General features: G+C 63.2%; 17 protein-coding genes. 8 read left to right on the top strand and 9 right to left on the bottom strand.

Translation table 11 applies throughout. The annotated features are described in order from the left end of the window. The first annotated feature begins 4 nt into the window (after positions 1-4). The 8 genes from nuoI to BJF92_RS08495 all read left to right on the top strand — a co-directional run bounded on the left by nuoI (position 5) and on the right by BJF92_RS08495 (position 9,273). Positions 5-496, top strand: a complete 492-nt coding sequence (nuoI, locus tag BJF92_RS08530) for an NADH-quinone oxidoreductase subunit NuoI (protein WP_075634478.1) — start codon at positions 5-7, stop codon at positions 494-496. Positions 497-700: 204 nt separating this feature from the next. Beyond that, positions 701-1,315, top strand: a complete 615-nt coding sequence (locus BJF92_RS08525; RefSeq protein ID WP_075634341.1) for an NADH-quinone oxidoreductase subunit J — start codon at positions 701-703, stop codon at positions 1,313-1,315. 28 nt (positions 1,316-1,343) lie between these two features. Beyond that, a complete protein-coding gene (gene nuoK / locus BJF92_RS08520) occupies positions 1,344-1,652 on the top strand; it encodes an NADH-quinone oxidoreductase subunit NuoK (protein ID WP_075634340.1) in 309 nt (102 codons plus the stop codon). Between the two features lie 8 nt (positions 1,653-1,660). Continuing rightward, entirely contained in the window at positions 1,661-3,658 is a 1,998-nt protein-coding gene (nuoL, locus tag BJF92_RS08515) for an NADH-quinone oxidoreductase subunit L (RefSeq protein ID WP_075634477.1), read from the top strand. Next, positions 3,658-5,172: an NADH-quinone oxidoreductase subunit M gene (locus BJF92_RS08510; protein ID WP_075634339.1), complete on the top strand. Its 1,515-nt coding sequence runs from the start codon at positions 3,658-3,660 to the stop codon at positions 5,170-5,172. Before nuoL ends, BJF92_RS08510 begins: the two co-directional genes overlap by 1 nt. A gap of 19 nt (positions 5,173-5,191) precedes the next feature. Further along, a complete protein-coding gene (gene nuoN / locus BJF92_RS08505) occupies positions 5,192-6,634 on the top strand; it encodes an NADH-quinone oxidoreductase subunit NuoN (protein WP_075634338.1) in 1,443 nt (480 codons plus the stop codon). Positions 6,635-6,657: 23 nt separating this feature from the next. Beyond that, on the top strand, positions 6,658-7,398 hold the full coding sequence (locus BJF92_RS08500; protein ID WP_075634337.1) for a biotin--[acetyl-CoA-carboxylase] ligase: 741 nt from the start codon (positions 6,658-6,660) through the stop codon (positions 7,396-7,398). Between the two features lie 204 nt (positions 7,399-7,602). Further along, the gene (locus tag BJF92_RS08495) at positions 7,603-9,273 is read left to right on the top strand and encodes a ribonuclease J (protein ID WP_075634336.1); all 1,671 of its coding nucleotides are present in this window, start codon (positions 7,603-7,605) and stop codon (positions 9,271-9,273) included. Between the two features lie 489 nt (positions 9,274-9,762). Here the strand turns inward: BJF92_RS08495 and BJF92_RS08485 are convergent, their stop codons facing one another. From BJF92_RS08485 to BJF92_RS08445, 9 genes are all read right to left on the bottom strand, one after another. Next, positions 9,763-11,451 carry a hypothetical protein gene (locus BJF92_RS08485; RefSeq protein ID WP_078057935.1) on the bottom strand — a complete coding sequence of 563 codons (1,689 nt, stop codon included), beginning with the start codon at positions 11,449-11,451 and terminating at the stop codon, positions 9,763-9,765. Positions 11,452-11,675: 224 nt separating this feature from the next. Next, the gene (locus tag BJF92_RS08480) at positions 11,676-12,362 is read right to left on the bottom strand and encodes an ABC transporter ATP-binding protein (protein WP_075634333.1); all 687 of its coding nucleotides are present in this window, start codon (positions 12,360-12,362) and stop codon (positions 11,676-11,678) included. A gap of 13 nt (positions 12,363-12,375) precedes the next feature. Continuing rightward, positions 12,376-13,683 carry a lipoprotein-releasing ABC transporter permease subunit gene (locus tag BJF92_RS08475; protein ID WP_075634476.1) on the bottom strand — a complete coding sequence of 436 codons (1,308 nt, stop codon included), beginning with the start codon at positions 13,681-13,683 and terminating at the stop codon, positions 12,376-12,378. Between the two features lie 12 nt (positions 13,684-13,695). Further along, a complete protein-coding gene (gene proS / locus BJF92_RS08470; RefSeq protein WP_075634475.1) occupies positions 13,696-15,024 on the bottom strand; it encodes a proline--tRNA ligase in 1,329 nt (442 codons plus the stop codon). Positions 15,025-15,789: 765 nt separating this feature from the next. Then, positions 15,790-16,059, bottom strand: a complete 270-nt coding sequence (locus tag BJF92_RS08465) for a DUF1467 family protein (protein ID WP_075634332.1) — start codon at positions 16,057-16,059, stop codon at positions 15,790-15,792. 210 nt (positions 16,060-16,269) lie between these two features. After that, positions 16,270-16,962, bottom strand: coding sequence for a ParA family protein (locus BJF92_RS08460; protein ID WP_075634331.1), 693 nt, complete (start codon positions 16,960-16,962; stop codon positions 16,270-16,272). A gap of 353 nt (positions 16,963-17,315) precedes the next feature. Beyond that, the gene (locus tag BJF92_RS08455; RefSeq protein ID WP_075634330.1) at positions 17,316-18,425 is read right to left on the bottom strand and encodes a protein-glutamate methylesterase/protein-glutamine glutaminase; all 1,110 of its coding nucleotides are present in this window, start codon (positions 18,423-18,425) and stop codon (positions 17,316-17,318) included. A 5-nt stretch (positions 18,426-18,430) separates the two neighbouring features. After that, on the bottom strand, positions 18,431-19,282 hold the full coding sequence (locus BJF92_RS08450) for a CheR family methyltransferase (RefSeq protein WP_075634329.1): 852 nt from the start codon (positions 19,280-19,282) through the stop codon (positions 18,431-18,433). 14 nt (positions 19,283-19,296) lie between these two features. Beyond that, positions 19,297-19,791, bottom strand: coding sequence for a chemotaxis protein CheW (locus BJF92_RS08445; RefSeq protein ID WP_075634328.1), 495 nt, complete (start codon positions 19,789-19,791; stop codon positions 19,297-19,299). Between the last annotated feature and the right edge of the window lie 114 nt (positions 19,792-19,905).

Below are 19,905 nucleotides of genomic sequence, written 5' to 3'. Positions count from 1 at the left end.
GATGATGGCCGGTCTTTCCCAAGCCGCCAGTTCCCTGTTTCTCAAAGAGTTCGTCGGCGCGTTCTTCCTGTCGATGCGCTATTTCTTCAAGCCGAAGGCGACGGTGAACTATCCCTATGAAAAGGGGCCGGTCAGCCCGCGCTTCCGCGGCGAGCATGCCTTGCGGCGTTATCCCAACGGGGAAGAGCGCTGCATCGCCTGCAAGCTGTGCGAGGCGATCTGTCCGGCGCAGGCAATCACGATCGAGGCAGGGCCGCGCCGCAATGACGGCACCCGGCGCACTGTCCGCTATGACATCGATATGGTGAAGTGCATCTATTGCGGCTTCTGTCAGGAGGCCTGCCCTGTCGACGCCATCGTGGAAGGTCCGAACTTCGAGTTCTCGACCGAAACCCGCGAAGAGCTCTATTACGATAAGGCCCGGCTTCTGGACAATGGTGACCGGTGGGAGCGCGAAATCGCGCGCAACATCGGCATGGATGCGCCCTATCGCTGAAGGCGGTTGCGGCCGCCGGCACGGGCGGCCTCACCTTGGCACGCAGACCGGAGCATCCCGCTCCGGTGGCGCCGCGGGATTGCCGACGGGCTTCTGCCGCCGGCCCGATCCCGGGCGAAGTTGAACGTTTTTGCAGCAGGCGCTGGCGCGCTCCGGATCGGAGCGCGGAGACTTGCTGCGGGGGAAGACGAAAAGGCACCGGTCATGGGTCTGCAGACTCTATTCTTCTATCTATTCGCCTTCATCGCCGTGGCGTCGGCGTTCATGGTGGTCTCGGCGCGGAACCCGGTCTATTCGGTTCTGTTCCTCATTCTCACCTTCTTCAACGCCGCGGGCCTGTTCCTGCTGACGGGCGCCGAGTTCCTGGCGATGATCCTGCTCGTCGTCTATATCGGCGCGGTCGCGGTGCTCTTCCTCTTCGTGGTGATGATGCTCGACGTCGACTTCGCCCAGATGCGGGCGGGTTTCCTCGAATATGCACCGGTCGGCGCTCTGGTGGGGTTGATCCTCGCTGCGGAACTGATCATCGTGGTCGCCGGCAGCGTCTTCTCGCCGACGATTGCGAAGAACGTTCCCATGCCGATCCCGGCGGTGACGCAGCGCACCAACACGGCCGCCCTCGGCGACGTGATCTACACCCATTACATCTACTTCTTCCAGATTGCCGGGCTCGTGCTCCTCGTCGCCATGATCGGCGCGATCGTGCTGACGCTCCGCCATCGCCAGCACATCAAGCGCCAGAATATCTCCCAGCAGGTGGGCCGCACGCCCGAAACCGCCGTCCAGGTGGTCAAGGTGCGGCCCGGCCAGGGCGTGTGACGCGCGAGCCCCGAGGACAGGTACAGCCATGGAAATCGGCATCTCCCACTATCTCACCGTCAGCGCCATTCTGTTCACGCTTGGCATTTTCGGCATCTTCCTGAACCGCAAGAACATCATCGTCATCCTGATGTCGGTCGAACTGATCCTGCTTGCGGTCAACATCAACATGGTGGCCTTCTCCGCCTTTCTCAATGACCTCACGGGTCAGGTCTTCGCGCTGTTCATCCTGACGGTCGCGGCGGCGGAAGCGGCGATCGGCCTGGCAATTCTCGTCGTCTTCTACCGCAACCGCGGCTCGATCGCGGTCGAAGACGTCAACATGATGAAGGGCTGATATTGGCCATGGAAACGATTATCAAAGCCATTGTGTTCCTGCCGCTGATCGGCTTCCTGACGGCCGGCCTGTTCGGCCGGACGATCGGCGCCAAGGCCTCGGAATATGTCACGACCGGTCTGATGATCCTCGTGGCGATCTTCTCCTGGATCACCTTCTTCCACATCGCGCTCGGCGAGACGGAACTGCTGCGCGTGCACGTCATGCGCTGGATCGAGACCGGCGGCTTCGACACCGAATGGTCGTTCCGCGTCGATACGCTGACGGCGGTGATGTTCGTGGTGGTCAACACCGTGTCCTGCCTCGTGCATGTCTATTCGATCGGCTACATGCACCATGATCCGCATCGGCCGCGCTTCTTCGCCTATCTCTCGCTCTTCACCTTCGCCATGCTGATGCTGGTGACGTCGGACAATCTGCTGCAGATGTTCTTCGGCTGGGAAGGCGTGGGTCTGGCGTCCTACCTGCTGATCGGCTTCTGGTTCCAGAAGCCGTCCGCCAGCGCCGCCGCCATGAAGGCCTTCATCGTCAACCGCGTCGGCGACTTCGGGTTCATTCTCGGCATCTTCGGCGTCTTCGTCCTGTTCGGCTCGGTCAATTTCGAGACGATCTTCGCCGCCGCCAAGACCTATCTTCCGGCGGAAGGCGCTGCCGCCTCGGTGGAGCCCGTCATCCATCTCTTCGGCATGAGCCTTGATCGCGCCCATGCGGTGACCGCGATCTGCCTCCTCCTGTTCCTCGGCGCGATGGGCAAGTCGGCGCAGTTCCTGCTGCACACCTGGCTGCCGGACGCCATGGAAGGCCCGACCCCGGTCTCGGCCCTCATCCATGCCGCCACCATGGTCACCGCCGGTGTCTTCCTCGTCGCCCGCATGTCGCCTCTGTTCGAGCTGAGCACGGATGCCCGCACCGTCGTGGTGCTGGTCGGCGCGATCACCGCCTTCTTCGCGGCAACCGTCGGCCTGGTTCAGAACGACATCAAGCGTGTCATTGCCTATTCGACCTGCTCGCAGCTCGGCTACATGTTCGTCGCGCTCGGCGTTGGCGCCTATGGCGCGGCCGTCTTCCACCTCTTCACCCACGCCTTCTTCAAGGCGCTCCTGTTCCTCTGCGCCGGCTCGGTCATCCACGCCGTCGATGGCGAGCAGGACATGCGGCACATGGGTGGGCTGCGCAAACATATTCCGATCACCTACTGGACGATGTTCATCGGCACGATCGCACTCACCGGCGTCGGCATTCCCGGCACGATGATCGGCACCGCCGGCTTCTTCTCCAAGGACGTGATCATCGAGTCGGCCTATGCCTCGCACAATGTGCTGTCGGGCTTTGCCTACACCATGCTGGTGGTCGCCGCCGCCTTCACGAGCTTCTATTCCTGGCGCCTGGCCTTCATGACCTTCCACGGCAAGCCCCGTGCCTCGCACGAGGTTATGCATCACGTGCATGAGAGCCCGATGGTCATGCTGGTGCCGCTGTTCATTCTCTCGATAGGTGCCCTGCTGGCCGGCGCGCTGTTCGAGGGCCATTTCTTTGGCCACGAATATGCGGAGTTCTGGCAGGGCGCGCTGTTCACGCTGCCGGAAAACGAGCTCTTGGAAGAGTTCCACCATGTGCCTGCACTGGTGAAGTGGAGCCCCTTCATCGCCATGGTGCTCGGCCTGTTCACGGCCTGGTACATGTACATCTACTCGCCGGAGACCCCGAAATCGCTGGCGCGCCAGCATCGCGGCCTCTACGAATTCCTGCTGAACAAGTGGTATTTCGACGAGCTCTATGACCGGATCTTCGTTCGTCCGGCCAAGTGGATCGGTACCTTCCTGTGGAAGGAAGGCGATGGCCGCGTCATCGACGGCTTCGGGCCGAACGGTGTCGCCGCCCGCGTCCTCGACGTGACGGATCGCGTCGTGCGCCTGCAGACCGGCTATCTCTACCACTATGCCTTCGTGATGCTGATCGGCGTCGCGGCCCTCGTTACCTGGATGATGCTCGGGAGCTCCCTGTGATGACCGACTGGCCTATTCTCTCGACGGTCACCTTCCTACCGCTCGCGGGCGTTGCGCTTCTGCTGCTGACGAATGATGCGAGCCCCGCCGGCCGGCGCAATGTGCTGAACATTTCGCTGGCGACCACGGTGGTCACCTTCCTGATCTCGCTCTTCGTCTGGATCGGTTTCGACAATGCCAATCCGGGCTTCCAGATGGTGGAAAAGCACGCCTGGCTCGGCACCGGCATTTCCTACCACCTCGGCGTCGACGGCATTTCCATGCTGTTCGTCATCCTCACCACCTTCCTCATGCCCTTCTGCGTGCTGGCGAGCTGGGAGTCGGTGGAGAAGCGTATCAAGTCCTACATGATCGCCTTCCTGCTTCTGGAAGTGGTCATGGTCGGCGTGTTCGTCTCGCTCGACATCGTCCTGTTCTATGTCTTCTTCGAAGCGACGCTGATCCCGATGTTCGTGATCATCGGCGTGTGGGGCGGCAAGGATCGCGTCTATGCGAGCTACAAGTTCTTCCTCTACACGCTGCTTGGCTCGGTGCTGATGATGCTCGCCATCATGGCGATGTACTGGCAGGCCGGCACGACCGACATGACCGAGCTCCTGAAGTTCGGCTTCCCCGCCGGCATGCAGACCTGGTTGTGGCTCGCCTGCTTCGCCGCCTTCGCAGTGAAGATGCCGATGTGGCCCGTCCACACCTGGCTTCCGGATGCCCACGTTCAGGCCCCGACGGCAGGTTCCGTCATCCTGGCCGGCGTGATGCTGAAGCTCGGCGGCTATGGCATGGTGCGCATTTCGCTCGGTATGCTGCCGCTTGCCTCGGCGCATTTCGCGCCGCTGGTCTTCACGCTGTCCGTCGTCGCCATCATCTACACCTCGCTGGTGGCGATGATGCAGCAGGACATCAAGAAGTTGATCGCCTATTCCTCGGTGGCGCATATGGGCTATGTCACCATGGGCATCTTCGCGGCCAATATGCAGGGCATCCAGGGCGCGCTGTTCCAGATGCTGTCGCACGGCATCGTCTCCTCGGCGCTGTTCCTCTGCGTCGGTGTGGTCTATGACCGCCTGCACACCCGCGAGATCTCGGCCTATGGCGGTCTCGTCAACAACATGCCGAAATATGCCGTGGCCTTCATGGTCTTCACCATGGCCAATGTCGGCCTGCCCGGCACCTCCGGCTTCGTCGGCGAAGCGACCACCCTGCTCGGCGCCTTCCGCGCCAACACCTGGGTGGCCCTGTTTGCCGCCACCGGTGTGATCCTCTCGGCGGCCTATGCGCTGTGGCTCTACCGCCGCGTCATCTGGGGCGCGCTGGACAAGGACAGCCTCAAGTCGCTTCTCGATCTCTCGACCCGCGAAAAGGTCATCCTTTATCCGCTGGTCGTGCTCACCATCTTCTACGGTGTCTATCCCGCGCCCGTGTTCGACGCGACGGCCGCCTCCGTGGAACAACTGGTCAATACCTATAATGCTGCGCTCTCCGCAGCGCCGACTGTCGCTGCGGCGACGGTGAACTGACGACGGGGCAGGGACCGAAATGACTGTTGAAGCACTTTACGCCAGCCTCGGCCTGTCGATGCCCGAGCTGATCCTGGCCATCGGGGCGCTCGCGCTCCTGATGGTTGGCGTCTTCCTTGGGGAGAAGGCCACGGGTCTCGTCAACTGGCTGGCCATCGGCGTCATCGCCCTGGCCGGCATCGTCCTGGTGTCGATGAGCGGTTCGGGTGTCGCCTATGGCGGCGCCTTCCTTGCCGATCCCTTCGCGCGCTTCATGAAGGTGCTGACGCTGCTCGGCTCGGCCATCGCGCTGTTCATGACGGTGGGCCAGGCCAAACTCTACAACATGAACCGGTTCGAATATCCGGTTCTGATCCTGCTTGCCACGCTCGGCATGATGCTGATGGTTTCGGCGAACAACATGATGTCGCTCTACATGGCGCTGGAACTGCAGTCGCTGGCGGCCTACGTGGTGGCGGCGATGAACCGCGACGATGTGCGCTCGACCGAAGCCGGCCTGAAGTACTTCGTGCTTGGCGCACTGTCTTCGGGCATGCTGCTCTATGGTATCTCGCTGGTCTATGGCTTTACCGGCCAGACGGGCTTCCCCGAGATCGCGGCCTTCCTTTCGGCCGGCGGCCGTTCGCTCGGCGTGATCTTCGGCCTGGTGTTCATCCTCGCCGGCGTTGCCTTCAAGATCTCGGCCGTGCCCTTCCATATGTGGACGCCGGATGTCTATCAGGGCGCGCCGACACCGGTCACGACCTTCCTGGCCAGCGCCCCGAAGGTTGCCGCGATCGCCATGATCGTGCGCGTTGTCATCATCGCCTTCCAGCCGGTTACCCCGGACTGGCAGCAGGTCATCGTCTTCATCTCGATCGCCTCGATGCTGCTCGGCTCGTTTGCCGCCATCGGCCAGAAGAACATCAAGCGGCTGATGGCCTATTCCTCGATCGGCCATATGGGTTATGCCCTGGTCGGTCTGGCGGCCGGCTCGCTGCAGGGCATTCAGGGCGTCATTCTCTATATGACGATCTACATGATCATGACGCTCGGCGCCTTCGCCTGCATCCTGGCCATGCGTCGGCCGGATGGCGAGCATGTCGAGAACGTCAGCGATCTGGCCGGCCTCTCGCAGACCAATCCCTTCATGGCGGTGATCCTCACCGCGCTGATGTTCTCGCTCGCCGGCATTCCGCCACTGGCCGGCTTCTTCGCCAAGTACTTCGTGTTTCTGGCGGCCATCGAGGCAAAGCTCTATGCGCTCGCCATCATCGGCGTGCTGGCTTCGGTCGTCGGTGCCTATTACTACCTGCGCGTCGTCAAGCTGATGTGGTTCGATGATGCCAAGGGCAGCTTCGCCCGGCCGGAAATGGCGCTGCGGCTGGTCTACAGCCTCTCGGGCCTTTTCCTGATCGGCTATGTGCTGATTGGCGGGCCGCTTGGTGCGGCGGCAGAAGCGGCTGCGCGGACGTTCTTTTGACGCGGGCTGATCACGATTTGAGGATGGCGGAGCTGGACCGGTTCCGCCATCATGCGTTTGAGGAAGTCTCCTCGACCAATGCGACGGCGCTCGCCGCTGCCCGCGACGGCGAGGAAGGTGGCCTGTGGATCACTGCGCGCCGGCAGACGGCGGGCCGCGGCCGCCGCGGCCGAAGCTGGAGCTCTGCCGAGGGCAATCTCTATTCGTCGCTGATGTTGATCGATCCCGGGCCGATCGCGCTTTTGCACAGCCTGCCGCTGGTGGCAGCCGTGGCCGCACAACAGGCGGTGTCGGCAGCGCTGCCCTATGGGGTCGAAGCCCGGGTCAAATGGCCGAACGACATTCTGATCGAAGGCCGCAAGGCCGTCGGCATCCTGCTGGAGAGCGAGGGTCTGCCCGACGGGCGCCGCGCTGTGGTGATCGGCATCGGCATCAACGTCGCCGAGGCACCCGACCACGGGCTCTATCCGATCACCTCGATCCGCGAAATGGGCGGCACGCTTTCCGCCGACGAAGTCTTCGCCCATCTGTTTCGCGCCATGGCCGAGGGGCTGGCCTTGTGGGATGAGGGGCGCGGCCTGGCACGGATCGTGGCGGCCTGGCGCCAGCGGGCGGCGGGAATCGGTGGGCGAATCACCGTCAATTTGCCGAATGGTTCGCTTTCCGGCGTATTTGAGGATATCGATGAAGCGGGTCAGCTCATATTGCGGGACGAAGGCGGCCAGCGGCGGCTGATTTCCGTGGGCGATGTGTTCTTCGGCTGAGGCCGGAGCCGCGCGCGACGGCCGCTCCGCGGTGTCGCTTTGTCGCGATCGGTTCTCGGGCGGGTCGCGGTGTGAGATGATGACGATGGGCTCCGACCCTAGCGGCTTTGCCGCCGGTCGCGGGGCCGCATGACATTCTGTTCGGCAGGATCGTTGAGGCGCGTCGCGCCGGACGATGCGCCAAGAAAGGCTTTTGAGTTTACAATGACCAAACAGGATGAACTGGTCTTCCTGCCGCTCGGCGGCGTCGGCGAGATCGGCATGAACCTCGCCCTCTATGGCTTCGGTCCAGCCGCCAAGCGCGAATGGCTGATGGTCGATTGCGGCGTGACCTTCCCGGGGCCGGATCTGCCCGGCGTCGATCTCGTGCTGCCGGATATCCGCTTCCTGGCGGAAGAACGCAAGACGCTGAAGGCAATCATCATCACCCATGCGCATGAAGACCATTACGGCGCGCTGAACGATCTCTGGCCGGGCCTCAACGTTCCTGTCTATGCCTCGCCGTTTACGGCGGGCATGCTGGAGGCCAAGCGCCAGTTCGAGCGCAGCCGCACGGAAATCCCGGTGACGATCTTCAAGCAGGGCGATCGCATCCGCGCCGGCTCCTTCGAGATCGAGGCGATCGGCGTCAACCATTCGATCCCCGAGCCGATGGCGCTGGCCATCCGCACGCCGCTCGGCACCGTGCTGCATACGGGCGACTGGAAGATCGACCTGCAGCCATCGCTGGGGCCGCTGACCGACGAGGCGCGGCTGCGCGCGCTCGGCGACGAGGGCGTGCTGGCGATGATGTGCGATTCCACCAATGCGATGCGCGACGGCGCGTCGCCGACGGAGGAAGAGGTCGGCGCCAGCCTGACCAAGCTGATCGAGGCGGCCGAGGGGCGCGTGGCCATTACCACCTTCTCCTCGAATGTTGGCCGCATCCGCTCGATCGCCCGCGCCGCCGAGGCGGCCGGCCGCGAAGTTCTGCTGATGGGCTCCTCGATGAAGCGCGTGGTCAATGTCGCCCGCGATATCGGCCTGATGGAGGGGATCAGCGATTTCATCGATGAAGAGGATTTCGGCTATATTCCGCGCGACAAGGTCGTGGTGATCCTGACGGGCAGCCAGGGCGAGTCGCGCGCGGCGCTCGCCAAGCTCTCGCGCGATGAGATGCGCAACGTCGCTTTCTCGGCCGGCGATACGGTCGTCTTTTCCTCGCGCACGATCCCGGGCAATGAAAAGGCCATCAACGACATCAAGAACGGCCTGATCGAGCAGGGCATTCACGTCCTGACCGATTCGGATGCGCTGGTGCACGTCTCAGGCCATCCGCGCCGCGGCGAGTTGCGGCAGATGTATGAATGGGTCCGGCCGAAGATCCTCGTGCCGGTGCATGGCGAGGCGGCGCATCTGACGGCCCATGCCGAGCTTGCGCGCCAGTCGGGCATCGCCGAGGTTCCCCGGCTGCGCAATGGCGAGATCCTGCGCCTGGCGCCCGGCGCGCCCGTTATCGTCGGCGAAGCGCCGCACGGGCGCATCTTCAAGGACGGTTCGCTCATCGGCGATTTCGAAGAGATGGGCATCGGCGCCCGCCGCAAACTCTCCTTCGCCGGCCATGTTGCCGTCAATCTGATGCTCGACGGCCGGCTGGATATTGCCATCGATCCCGTCGTCGTGCCGATCGGCCTGCCGGAATATGACGACGAAGGCGAGGACATGGAGGAGACGCTCTATGATGCCGTCGTCGGCGCGGTGGAGAGCATCCCCAAGGTCCGCCGCAAGGATCTGGCCCTGGTGCAGGAATCCGTGCGCCGGGCCGTGCGCGGAACGGTGAACGACATCTGGGGCAAGAAGCCGGTCGTGACGGTGTTCGTCAACAAGGTCGGCTGAACGGCAGGCGAGGGGTCTTCGCGCTGATGTGCCATAACCCCGGACGTGACAGGAGACGACGCGAAGCGCTCATCCTGTCACATCCCGACCGTGGGGATTCTGCGGCAAATCCTGTGGCAAGTCGCGACACAGTAATTTTCCGCCGCCGCCCGCCGCTTTTGATGTGGGAGTGTAGCCTTCCGCTGAACGTTCCGCAGAGGGAAAACCACTCACCGCCTCGCGTCGAGGCCTGACCTGCGCGTCCATTTTTTCAAAGCGGCTACGGGTGGAAATGGAAGGTCGGGTCCTGCCCGACCATTCCGGCCTGGAGGCGTCCGCCTTGGATGGCTGGGTAGTCCTAACTGTGTCGCAGAGCGCGCAAGAGACGCCACGCAGCGCGAATGTCAGATGCGTCGTGTGCTGTGACATCGCACGCAGTCCGATGCTCCAGATCGCGGCTCTCGTATCGGATTTTCCCGAAAACCGGCTCCCCCGTTTCGGTCTGATGCTTTAGAACAGCGCGTCCTCCAGGAAATCGTCGTCGCTCTGCGCGGCCGGCGCCTCTGCTGCGGCCTCCAGCGTGCTGCCGGGGAGGATGGCGATATGGATCTGCCGTTCCTGCACCATGGTGTAAATGGCGAAGATCTTGCTGCCGACGATCTCCGCCACGGGCGGCAGCTGGTCGGGAACACCCTGCTGTTCCATCACCTTCCGGGCGATGTCGGCTGAGTCGGCCAGGACCGCGCCAAGCTGGCTTTCAAAGTCGAGCGACTTGACGGCGGCCATGATGCGGCCGAACACGGCGCCGCCCTGCTCGGTGACGTCCCGAAGGCCGGCATCCATGGATTGCGAGGCTGCCTTGATCGCTTCGAGTGCCTCGCGCAGCGGCAGAACCACGTCATGGGCCCGACCGTCCTCATGGGTGACGAGCAGGCTGCCCGCCACCGCCTTGACCGCCTGCATGCCGGCCATCAACGCATTGGCCGGGTCTTCCAGGCGCCCTGCAAAGGTCCGCAACTCGCCGCTGACCACGTTGACGGCGCGGCCGGCATCGCCGAGGCGCGAGCAGCGCAGGTTGGAATTGAGCGCCATATAGTGAATGTCGGTCTTGATACCGCGCACGACATCAATGCCGCTCAGGAGGGCCTGCACCGATTCGCTGACACGTGCGACGAGCTTATCCGATTCGCTTCCCCGCGCCTGGATATCGACGGCCAGCGTCGAGGCATGGCCGATATCGCGCTCCATGGCCTTGAGCACGTTCTTGTCGGCATTGGCGCTGAAGGAGCCGAGCCTTTCGCGCTGGGAGAGCATCTGCGTCGCATCCTGGGCGAAGCTGGCGATGATCGAGGAAATGCTGGCGCTCTTCTCGCGGAAATCCTCGAGCATCTGGTCGATCTGCGCCACGGCCAGCGCGAAGACCGCGCGTTCGATATCCCAGCGCTCCTCGGGCGTCAGCGATCGTCCGTCGGTCGAGGCGGTAAACTCTTCCGTAATCTTGAAGGAGTCCCGGACATGCTCGATGCGCTGGCGCGTGATGTCGCCGATCTGCAGGGCCGAAAGCACCGAGGCGATCTTGCTCTGGACCTGATTGGCGGTGTGGCGGACATCGTCGGCGATCGCCGACATTTCCTTGCGCTCCTGCGCCAGGAGAAGGGCGCTGCGGTCCAGGCTGGCAATGATGGCGGGAATGGTCGCCTGGAAATCGCTCAGAACGCCATCGGCAAAGTTCTTGGCCTTGCCCAGTTCGCCGTTCATCGCGCCGAGCTGCTGGGCGAAACTGTCGATTTCGCGCGCGCCGGACTGGATGCGCTCGCGGATCTCGTCGGCGAAACCGGCAAATTCATCGATGCCGGCGCCGGTGATCTTCACCGAGATGGCGAAAGTGCGCAGATAACGGAAGGTCTCGCGCATGTCCTCCACCTGAAGGACTGTCTGGGCGCACAGTTGGGCGATATCGTCAAAAGCCTTCTGGCGCGCCGCCGCCGTTTCCGGCAGGGACGCCAGATCGGCCACGGACTTGCGCAGGTCGGCGATCGTGTCCTTGATCGCGTCGCCGCCGAGCGAGCTGGTGAACTGGTCCAGCGCGCTGACGAGCGCGCCGACGATCTCCATCACCGAAACCAGCGTCTCGCCAGCCTTGAGGAAGCACTGCTCGATCCGCGCATGGGATGCGGACAGCTTTTCAAGAAGCGTCACACGCGGACCGTAAGATCCAAGTTCATTTCTGCGTGCGGCTGCAAACACGATGACACTCCGTCGTTAACGGATGCATCCTAGGGGATATTCAAAAACCACCGGTAAACGAAAGCGCATTCAATCATTGGAGCGACAAGAAGAGTTAGCGGGCCGCTGAGAACTTCCGATAAATTGTTTGCAGTTCCTGTCGTATCGCCTGCCGGGCAACGAGGTGTGACACGCGTTTACCGCAGCTGCACGACCTTGCCATCCTCGATCGTGACACAGCGGTCCATCAGCCCGGCGAGGTCGTGATTGTGCGTGGCGATCATGGCGGCGAGGCCCGATTGCTTGACCAGCGCCTTCAGCGCCTCGAAGACATAGCCGGCCGTTTCGGGATCGAGATTGCCGGTGGGTTCGTCGGCGAGCAGGACGAAGGGGGCATTGGCCACGGCCCGGGCGATCGCCACGCGCTGCTGTTCGCCCCCCGAAAGTTCGGAGGGGCGGTGATCGGCCCGGTGGCCGATGCGCATATAGTCGAGCAAGGCTGCCGCGCGCTCGCGCGCCTCGGCCTTGGACAGGCCGCCGATCAGCTGCGGCATCATGATGTTCTCGATGGCCGAGAACTCCGGCAGAAGATGGTGGAACTGGTAGACGAAGCCGATCTCATGGCGGCGGATGCGGGTGCGCTCCTCATCGCCGAGCTTACCGCAGGAGCGGCCATTGATCAGCACGTCGCCGCCATCCGGCCGTTCCAGAAGGCCGGCCAGATGCAGGAGCGTCGATTTGCCGGTGCCCGACGGCGCGACCAGCGCCACGGTCTGCCCGGCATTCAGCCGGAAATCGGCGCCCTTCAGGATCGAAAGGGCCTTGTCCCCCTGGCTGTAATGGCGTTCGACGGCCGAAAGTTCGAGTACCACGCGCGCGGCCATGCTTCTTATCACCTTATTCGTAACGCAGCGCCTGGACCGGATCGAGCCGCGAGGCACGCCAGGCCGGGAAGATGGTCGCCAGGAAGGACAGGCCGATGGCCATGGCGACGACGGAAATCGTTTCGCCCGGGTTCATCTCCGCCGGCAGCTGGCTGAGGAAATAGAGTTCCGGATTGAACAGCGTCGTGCCCGAAACCCAGGAGAAGAACTGCCGGATCGATTCGATGTTCAGACAGACGACGATGCCGAGCGCCACGCCGGCCAGCGTGCCGACAATGCCGATGGCCGCACCCGTCATGAAGAAGATCCGCATGACCGAGCCCGAGGAGGCGCCCATGGTGCGCAGAATCGCGATGTCGCTGCCCTTGTCCTTCACCAGCATGATCAGGCCGGAGACGATGTTGAGCGCCGCCACCAGCACGATCAATGTCAGGATCATGAACATGACATTGCGCTCGACCTGAAGCGCGGAGAAGAAGGTCTTGTTGCGGTCACGCCAGTCGGTGATCAGCACCGGCCGCCCGGCCGCGTCCTCCACCGCCTTGCGCAGGCTGTCGACCATGTCCGGCTTTTCGACGAAGATCTCGATCGACTGGGCGATGCCCTCGGCGTTGAAGTAGAGCTGCGCTTCCGACAGCGGCATGAAGATGATCGACGCGTCATATTCCGACATGCCGATCTCGAAAATGGCCGAGACGGTGTAGGACTTCACCCGGGGATTGACGCCCATCGGCGTGACATCGCCCTCCGGCGCCACGAGCGTGATGGTGCCGCCGGCCTGCAGGCCGAGCTGGTCGGCCATGCGCGAGCCGATGGCGACGCCCGTGCCATTGGCGAAGGCCGTCAGATCGCCCGAGCGGATATGGCCCGAGACCGCCGACATCTTGCCGAAATCCTCCGGCCGCACCCCACGCACCAGGGCTCCGGTGCCGGCGCCGCCCGTGCCGGAGGCGAGCGTCTGCCCCTCGATCATCGGGATCGCCATGGTGACACCCTTGATGGCGGAGAACTTCGCCGCGAGATCGGCGTAATTGTCGAGCGGGCCATCGAGCGGCTGAACGATCATATGGCCGTTAATGCCGAGAATGCGCGAGATCAGCTCGGTGCGGAAGCCGTTCATCACGGCCATGACGATGATCAGCGTGGCCACGCCCAGCGTGATGCCGATGAAGGAAAAGCCGGCAATGACCGAGATGAAGGCTTCCCGCCGACGCGAGCGCAGGTAGCGCCAGGCCACCATGCGCTCGAACGCGGAGAAGGGGCGGCCCGCGGGCCGCTTGGCAGCCGCTTCGGCCGCGGTGTCTGCTGGGACAGCCGTCATCATTTTCCTCGTTTATCGTACCGCGCCGAGCTTGGCGATCGCCGCGTCGATCGGCAGCGTCTCGCGCTCGCCGGTGCGGCGGTTCTTCAGCTCGACCTCGCCGGCGGCCACGCCGCGCGGGCCAACGATGACCTGCCACGGCACACCGATCAGGTCCGCGGTGGCGAATTTCGCGCCGGCGCGGTCGTCGGTATCGTCATAGAGCATGTCGAGGCCGGCCGTGCCGAGCTCGCCATAGATCTTGAGGCTGGCGGCTTCGCAGGCCGCATCGCCCGCCTTCATATTGATGACGACGGCATCGAAGGGCGCGACCGATTGCGGCCAGATGATGCCGTTCTCGTCATGCGAAGCCTCAATGATCGCCGGCACAAGGCGGGTCGGGCCAATGCCGTAGGAGCCCATATGCACCAGATGCTCCTTGCCGTCGGGGCCGAGCACCTTGGCGCCCATCGGCTCGGAATATTTCGTGCCGAAATAGAAGATATGGCCGACCTCGATGCCGCGCGCGGACACGCGATCGCCCTCGCCAATTGCGTCATAGGCGGCTTCGTCATGCATTTCCGAGGTGGCCGCATAGCGCGAGGTCCACTTTTCGAACACGCCCTGCAGCGCCGCTGCGTCGTCGAAATCGGTGTCGATGCCGGGGATGTCGAAATCGATGAAATCCTTGTGGCAGAACACTTCCGACTCGCCCGTATCGGCCAAGATGATGAACTCATGGCTGTGATTGCCGCCGATCGGGCCGGTATCGGCCCGCATCGGGATGGCGCGCATGCCCAGTCGGTCGAAGGTGCGCAGATAGGCCACGAACATCTTGTTATAGGCGTGCAGCGCGCCTTCGCGCGTCAGGTCGAAGGAATAGGCGTCCTTCATCAGGAATTCGCGCGAGCGCATGGTGCCGAAACGCGGGCGCACCTCGTCGCGGAACTTCAGCTGGATGTGATAGAGATTGAGCGGCAGGTCCTTGTAGGACTTGACCGACGAGCGGAAGATGTCGGTGATCATCTCTTCGTTCGTCGGGCCGTAGAGCATCGGCCGCTCCTGGCGGTCCTTGATGCGCAGCATCTCCTTGCCATAATCGTCGTAGCGGCCGCTTTCCTGCCAGAGCTCGGCCGACTGCAGGGTCGGCATCAGGAGCTCGATGGCGCCGGAGCGGTTCTGCTCCTCGCGGATGATGGCATTGACCTTGTCGAGAACGCGCTTGCCCAGCGGCAGCCAGGAATAGATGCCGGCCGATTGCTGGCGGATCATGCCGGCGCGCAGCATCAGCCGATGCGACACGATTTCCGCTTCCTTCGGATTTTCTTTGAGAATCGGCATGAAGTAGCGGGACAGGCGCATGAACAGGGTTCCAGGTTCGTTGACCGCGGGCCCCGGCGCAAGAAAGCGGACCGGAGCGCCGACCAGGCGGGTTTGCACGTGATCGAATGCCAGCCTCTTTGGCGGCAAGGCAAGCGCGTTCATAAACGGTTCGCGCGGGGAAGAAAACCCGCTAGCACCGCCTGTTCTTCCGGCGCGGTGCCAAAGCCTAGGCGCTGCGCGACAGGTGGAACGAAAACCGTCGAACCTGCTTGAAACGGCGAAATTGCGGCATTTCGCACCTGACGAAGGATTTTGCGCGGCTGTCGCAATTTTGCAAAAAACCGCGTGACAGAGCTTAATCTTTGAGCTAATTTCAGCTCACAAAAGAGGCAGGGAGAACAATTTCTTGCCGACACTCGCGGAAAAGTCTTGGGAGGATCAGATCTTAGGCGCGGTCGCTCGCAGCCGCCGGTAACGGAAACGGATCACGCGAAACTTAAAAAACAAGGCTTCAGGCCTTGTTTTTTTTTGACCTTAATCAGGCCTTTCCGCAGTGATTGGTCATGGCTGCCCTGGCGCATCGGGCTGAAAACCATATGCAAGTCCGATGCTCTAGATTTTTGTTTTTGCATCGGATTTTTCCGAAAACCGGTTCCCACTTTTCGGTCCGATGCTTTAGTCCTTTGTTTTCACATCGGATTCCACCGAAAACTGGTTGCCCGTTTTCGGTCTGGTGCTCTGCCAGGTGAGCGTCCATGCGGGCGCGCGCTTGCCGGCCAAGGCAGGCTGTCTCGGTGGGCTGTATCAGTAAAAGGTTGGAGCGAAACGCGGGATCGAATCAATGCCGATGCCGTAGACATCCGAGAGGATGGTGAAGCCGAGCTGGATCAGGGCCGCCAGCAGCGTCGTCGCGCCGAAGACCTTCCAGGCGCTGAAGCGGGCCGGCGCGCTTTCGGTGCTGCCACGCACCACGTCCTGCTCCTCGGCCTGCGTGCGCAGGCCCACCGGCAGAACGACGAACAGAGTCAGCCACCAGATGACGAAATAGATCGCGATCACTGAAAATATCGGCATGAGCCTCCCCGCCATGTTCCGCCCTGCGCTGACACCAAATGTCGATGAGAGGGACCTATAAGTCCCTCTCATCGACATTTGGTGTGAGGCAGACGATGCGGTTTTACCGCATGGATCGTCACAGGGGAATCGGCATTCTGCCCGGGCGGGGCAGGCGAAAGGTCGCGGAGCTGCGCGACAGGCCGGAGAGCATCGGACTTCGGATGCGGTTCAGGCAGCGCTGGCGGCGCGGGTGCGCGATGTCAGCGGCACCAGGCGCTCGACTTCGTCGGCAAAGCTCTCGGCGTTCTGGATCGCCTTTGCCAGGTTGCTGACCCGTTCCGGCTGCATCTGATGCAGGAAAACCCCGTATTCGAACATGTCGCGGAAGGCTGCGCGCTCGATGATCGGGGTCTGCAGCAGGTTGACCGAACGCTCGGCCAGCAGCGCCTTGACGGCGAGCAAAGCGCGCGTCGTCACCATGGGGTTGACGCGGGAAAGCACGACGGAATGCGCAATGGTGATGTTGGCCTTCCGATCCAGATAGCTCAGAAGCTCGATCACCTGGGCGCCGCCCTGCGCGTCCATGGAGCTGCCCTGGATCGGGATCATCACATGGTCGGACATGCCGAGCGCCGTGGCGAGCAAGGGGGACTGTGCGCCGGGCAGGTCGACGATGATATAGTCGCAGCTCGTCTGATATTGCTGGATGGTCCGCTGCAGCGAGGCGAGCGAAACGAAGGTCGCGACCGTGAGATTGTCATGCGGTTGCGCCGCCTCGAACCAGCGCGAGATCCATCTTTGCGGATCGGTGTCCACGATGCAGATCCGATAGCCGCGGCGAACGAATTCAGTGGCCAGCAGCAGCACCGCCGTGGTCTTTCCGGCGCCGCCCTTGGTGTTGGCGAAGGTGATCGTGGGCATGCCGGCCTCCAGTCTCGATCAGCAAGTCAATCATGCTCGCTTGCAAGCGCACCCGATGTCATGGTGCTGCACCAATTCTCGACCTTCATGGTTACGCGAGGCTTAACAGTCGAATCCGGGCTGGTTCCAGACGGACGGTGGTGGCAGGCACCAAAAGAGCAGAGGCCTGTCGGGCGGGGCCGAGGAGGGCAGGGGCGAGGGGACGGATCCGGGTGGATCTGGCACGACAAAGCCCGGCCGTTCCCAGCCGGGCTTTGTCGTCTGCGGACGCTCTGGTTTCGCCGATGGCGTGGGACTGCGCTGAACCGCCGGCCGCGCTTCGTTCGTGCTCTGACGAGCGCCCCGTGCCCGCGTCACCGGCGCCGGTGGTCCTCCGCCAGGATTTCGCTGGCCAGCAGCGGCAGGCCCAGGATCTTGTCGACGCCGCCGCGGGCGATCGCTTCCTTCGGCATGCCGAAGACCACGGAGGTCGCTTCGTCCTGCGCCACGGTATAAGCGCCGGCCTGCTTCATCTCCAGCATGCCGCGCGCGCCGTCGTCGCCCATGCCGGTCATGATCACGGCCATGGCATTCGAGCCGGCGGCACGCGCCGCCGAGCGGAACAGCACATCGACCGACGGCCGGTGGCGCGAGACCAAGGGCCCCTCGCGCACCGAGACGTGATAGCGCGCGCCCTGGCGCTCCAGCAGCATATGCCGGTCGCCGGGTGCGATCAGCACATGGCCGCGCAGAACCGGGTCGCCATCCTGCGCTTCCTTGACCTCGACTTCGCACAGGCCATTCAACCGCTTGGCGAAGGCAGCCGTGAATTTTTCCGGCATGTGCTGGACAATGACGATCCCCGGCGAATTGGCCGGGAGCCGCTCCAGGAGCTCGCGCAGTGCCTCGGTTCCGCCGGTGGAGGCGCCGATGCAGCAGACCATTTCGGTGGTCTTGGCCATGGCCCTGCCGGCGGGCGGCGGCGGCAGCATCACGTCGGCGGTGAGCTTTTGCGCCGGGCCCGACGCCGAAGCCGATGCGCCGGAGGCCCGAGCGCTGGCCACGCGGCGGCTGCCGATGCGCGCCTGCGAGGCGCCCTTGACCACCTCGCAGATGCGCTGCGCCTGTTCGGCGAGATGGTCGGCCGCGCCGATCTTTGGCTTCAGGATCACGTCGACGGCACCGGCTTCCAGTGCCTGCATCAACGTTTCCGTGCCCTCCTCTGTCAGGGACGAGCACATGACGACCGGGATCGGCCGCTGCGACATCAGCTTGCGCAGAAAGGTGATGCCATCCATGCGCGGCATTTCCACATCCAGCGTGATGACGTCAGGAACTTCGTCCTGAATGCGCTTTGCCGCGATGAAGGGATCCGCCGCCGCGCCGATCACCTCGATCGCCGGATCGGACTGCAGCACGGAGGTGAGCGTCTGCCGGACGCTTGCGGAATCGTCGATGATCAGAACGCGAATTTTGCCGCCCAAGCCTGTTACTCCCGGATGAAGATGGTGTTGGCGATCTGGCGCACCGGCAAGGTCATGCCCGCGATCGTCTCGGAATGACCGATGAAGAGATAGCCGCCCGGCTGCAGGCATTCGCACAGCTGGGTCAGCACATGCAGCTGCGTCTTCTTGTCGAAGTAGATCAGCACGTTGCGGCAGAAGATCACATGCATCGGCTCGCCGACGCGATAGCTCGCATCCATGAGGTTGAGCCGCATGAAGCCGACGCGCGCGCGCAGCGCGGGCGTGATGCGCACCTCGTCCCGCTCCGGATCGATCGCGCTCATCACATAGCGCTTGCGCAGCTCCTGCGGCACCGGCACCATCATGTCGCTGGTGTAGATGCCCTTGCGCGCCCGCTGCAGAACATCGGTGGAGAGGTCCGAGGCGAGGATCCCGTAGTCCATCCCCCGCTGCTTCTGCCTGTAGTCCTCCAGCACCATGGCAAGCGTATAGGGCTCGGCGCCGATAGAGCAGGCCGAACTCCACACACGCAGCTTGCCCACACCGCGTTGCGTGAATTCCGGCAGCACCCTTTCGGTCAGAAAGTCGAAATGGTTCGGTTCCCGGAAGAAGTCCGTCTTGTTCGTCGTCACGACATCGATCAGATGCACGGTCTCGCTTTCGAGCCCGTCATATTTGAACAGATAGTCGCAATAGGCATCGAAGTTGGGGTAGCCGGTTGCCCGCAATCGGCGGCGCAGCCGGCCTTCCAGCATGGTGGCCTTGGAGGGCGGCATCTTGATGCCGCTATAGGAGAAGATGAAATCCGCCAACCGCTTGAAATTTTTCTCGCTCAGGCGGTCGTCGGGCGAAATGCGAACGGCTGCGTTGCTCAATTCTATACGCTTTCTTACGCAACGGCTCTGGACGGCTGCGCCACGGCCGAGAGTGCCGGAGCGCTGTCGGAAAACAGCCGGGACAGATCGATGATGATCACGAAATCATTCGTGCGCCGGACGACGCCGCGGATGTAGTCGGAGTTCCAGGCGGCGCCGATATCGGGCGCCGTTTCCACCGCATCATGGCGGAAGGGCACGACCTCGAACACCTTGTCGGCCACCAGCCCGAGCGCCAGCATCTTGTCGGCGAGCGGAATGTCGAGCACGAGGATGCGGGTGTGGGCGGTGCGCACGGTCTTGTCCATGCCCAGGCGCACCCGCAGATCGATGATCGGGACACCTTGCCCGCGCACATCGCGCAGGCCGAGGAGATGGGCCGGACCATGCGGAATGCGCGAGGGATCCTCGTAATCGAGGATTTCACGAACCACGTCGACCGGAACGGCGAAGATCTCATCGCCGAGGCTGAACGTCACGAACTGGGATTCATTGGTTACAGTTGCCATGATCACGCCGTCTCCTTGAATTCATAATCTTCGTCGTCCGGCCCACCCATATCGAGCGCGAAGCCTTTGACGCGGGCCTGCTGGGCAGCCACCGTCTGGCGGCCGGCGGCAGGG

Source organism: Xaviernesmea rhizosphaerae, from assembly GCF_001938945.1.
Taxonomy (GTDB): Bacteria; Pseudomonadota; Alphaproteobacteria; order Rhizobiales; family Rhizobiaceae; genus Xaviernesmea; species Xaviernesmea rhizosphaerae.
The sequence above is the reverse complement of the archived record's forward strand: the minus strand, read 5'-3'. Positions and strand labels throughout refer to the sequence as shown.

Bases quoted from the DNA above. Each gene is read 5' to 3' on its own strand.
- BJF92_RS08445 (WP_075634328.1), bottom strand. From the start codon at position 19,791: ATGGCAACTGTAACCAATGAATCCCAGTTCGTGACGTTCAGCCTCGGC.
- BJF92_RS08475 (WP_075634476.1), bottom strand. From the start codon at position 13,683: ATGACGGCTGTCCCAGCAGACACCGCGGCCGAAGCGGCTGCCAAGCGG.
- nuoN (WP_075634338.1), top strand. From the start codon at position 5,192: ATGACTGTTGAAGCACTTTACGCCAGCCTCGGCCTGTCGATGCCCGAG.
- BJF92_RS08525 (WP_075634341.1), top strand. From the start codon at position 701: ATGGGTCTGCAGACTCTATTCTTCTATCTATTCGCCTTCATCGCCGTG.
- nuoL (WP_075634477.1), top strand. From the start codon at position 1,661: ATGGAAACGATTATCAAAGCCATTGTGTTCCTGCCGCTGATCGGCTTC.
- nuoI (WP_075634478.1), top strand. From the start codon at position 5: ATGGCCGGTCTTTCCCAAGCCGCCAGTTCCCTGTTTCTCAAAGAGTTC.
- proS (WP_075634475.1), bottom strand. From the start codon at position 15,024: ATGCGCCTGTCCCGCTACTTCATGCCGATTCTCAAAGAAAATCCGAAG.
- BJF92_RS08460 (WP_075634331.1), bottom strand. From the start codon at position 16,962: ATGCCCACGATCACCTTCGCCAACACCAAGGGCGGCGCCGGAAAGACC.
- BJF92_RS08465 (WP_075634332.1), bottom strand. From the start codon at position 16,059: ATGCCGATATTTTCAGTGATCGCGATCTATTTCGTCATCTGGTGGCTG.
- BJF92_RS08510 (WP_075634339.1), top strand. From the start codon at position 3,658: ATGACCGACTGGCCTATTCTCTCGACGGTCACCTTCCTACCGCTCGCG.
- BJF92_RS08495 (WP_075634336.1), top strand. From the start codon at position 7,603: ATGACCAAACAGGATGAACTGGTCTTCCTGCCGCTCGGCGGCGTCGGC.
- nuoK (WP_075634340.1), top strand. From the start codon at position 1,344: ATGGAAATCGGCATCTCCCACTATCTCACCGTCAGCGCCATTCTGTTC.
- BJF92_RS08480 (WP_075634333.1), bottom strand. From the start codon at position 12,362: ATGGCCGCGCGCGTGGTACTCGAACTTTCGGCCGTCGAACGCCATTAC.
- BJF92_RS08500 (WP_075634337.1), top strand. From the start codon at position 6,658: ATGGCGGAGCTGGACCGGTTCCGCCATCATGCGTTTGAGGAAGTCTCC.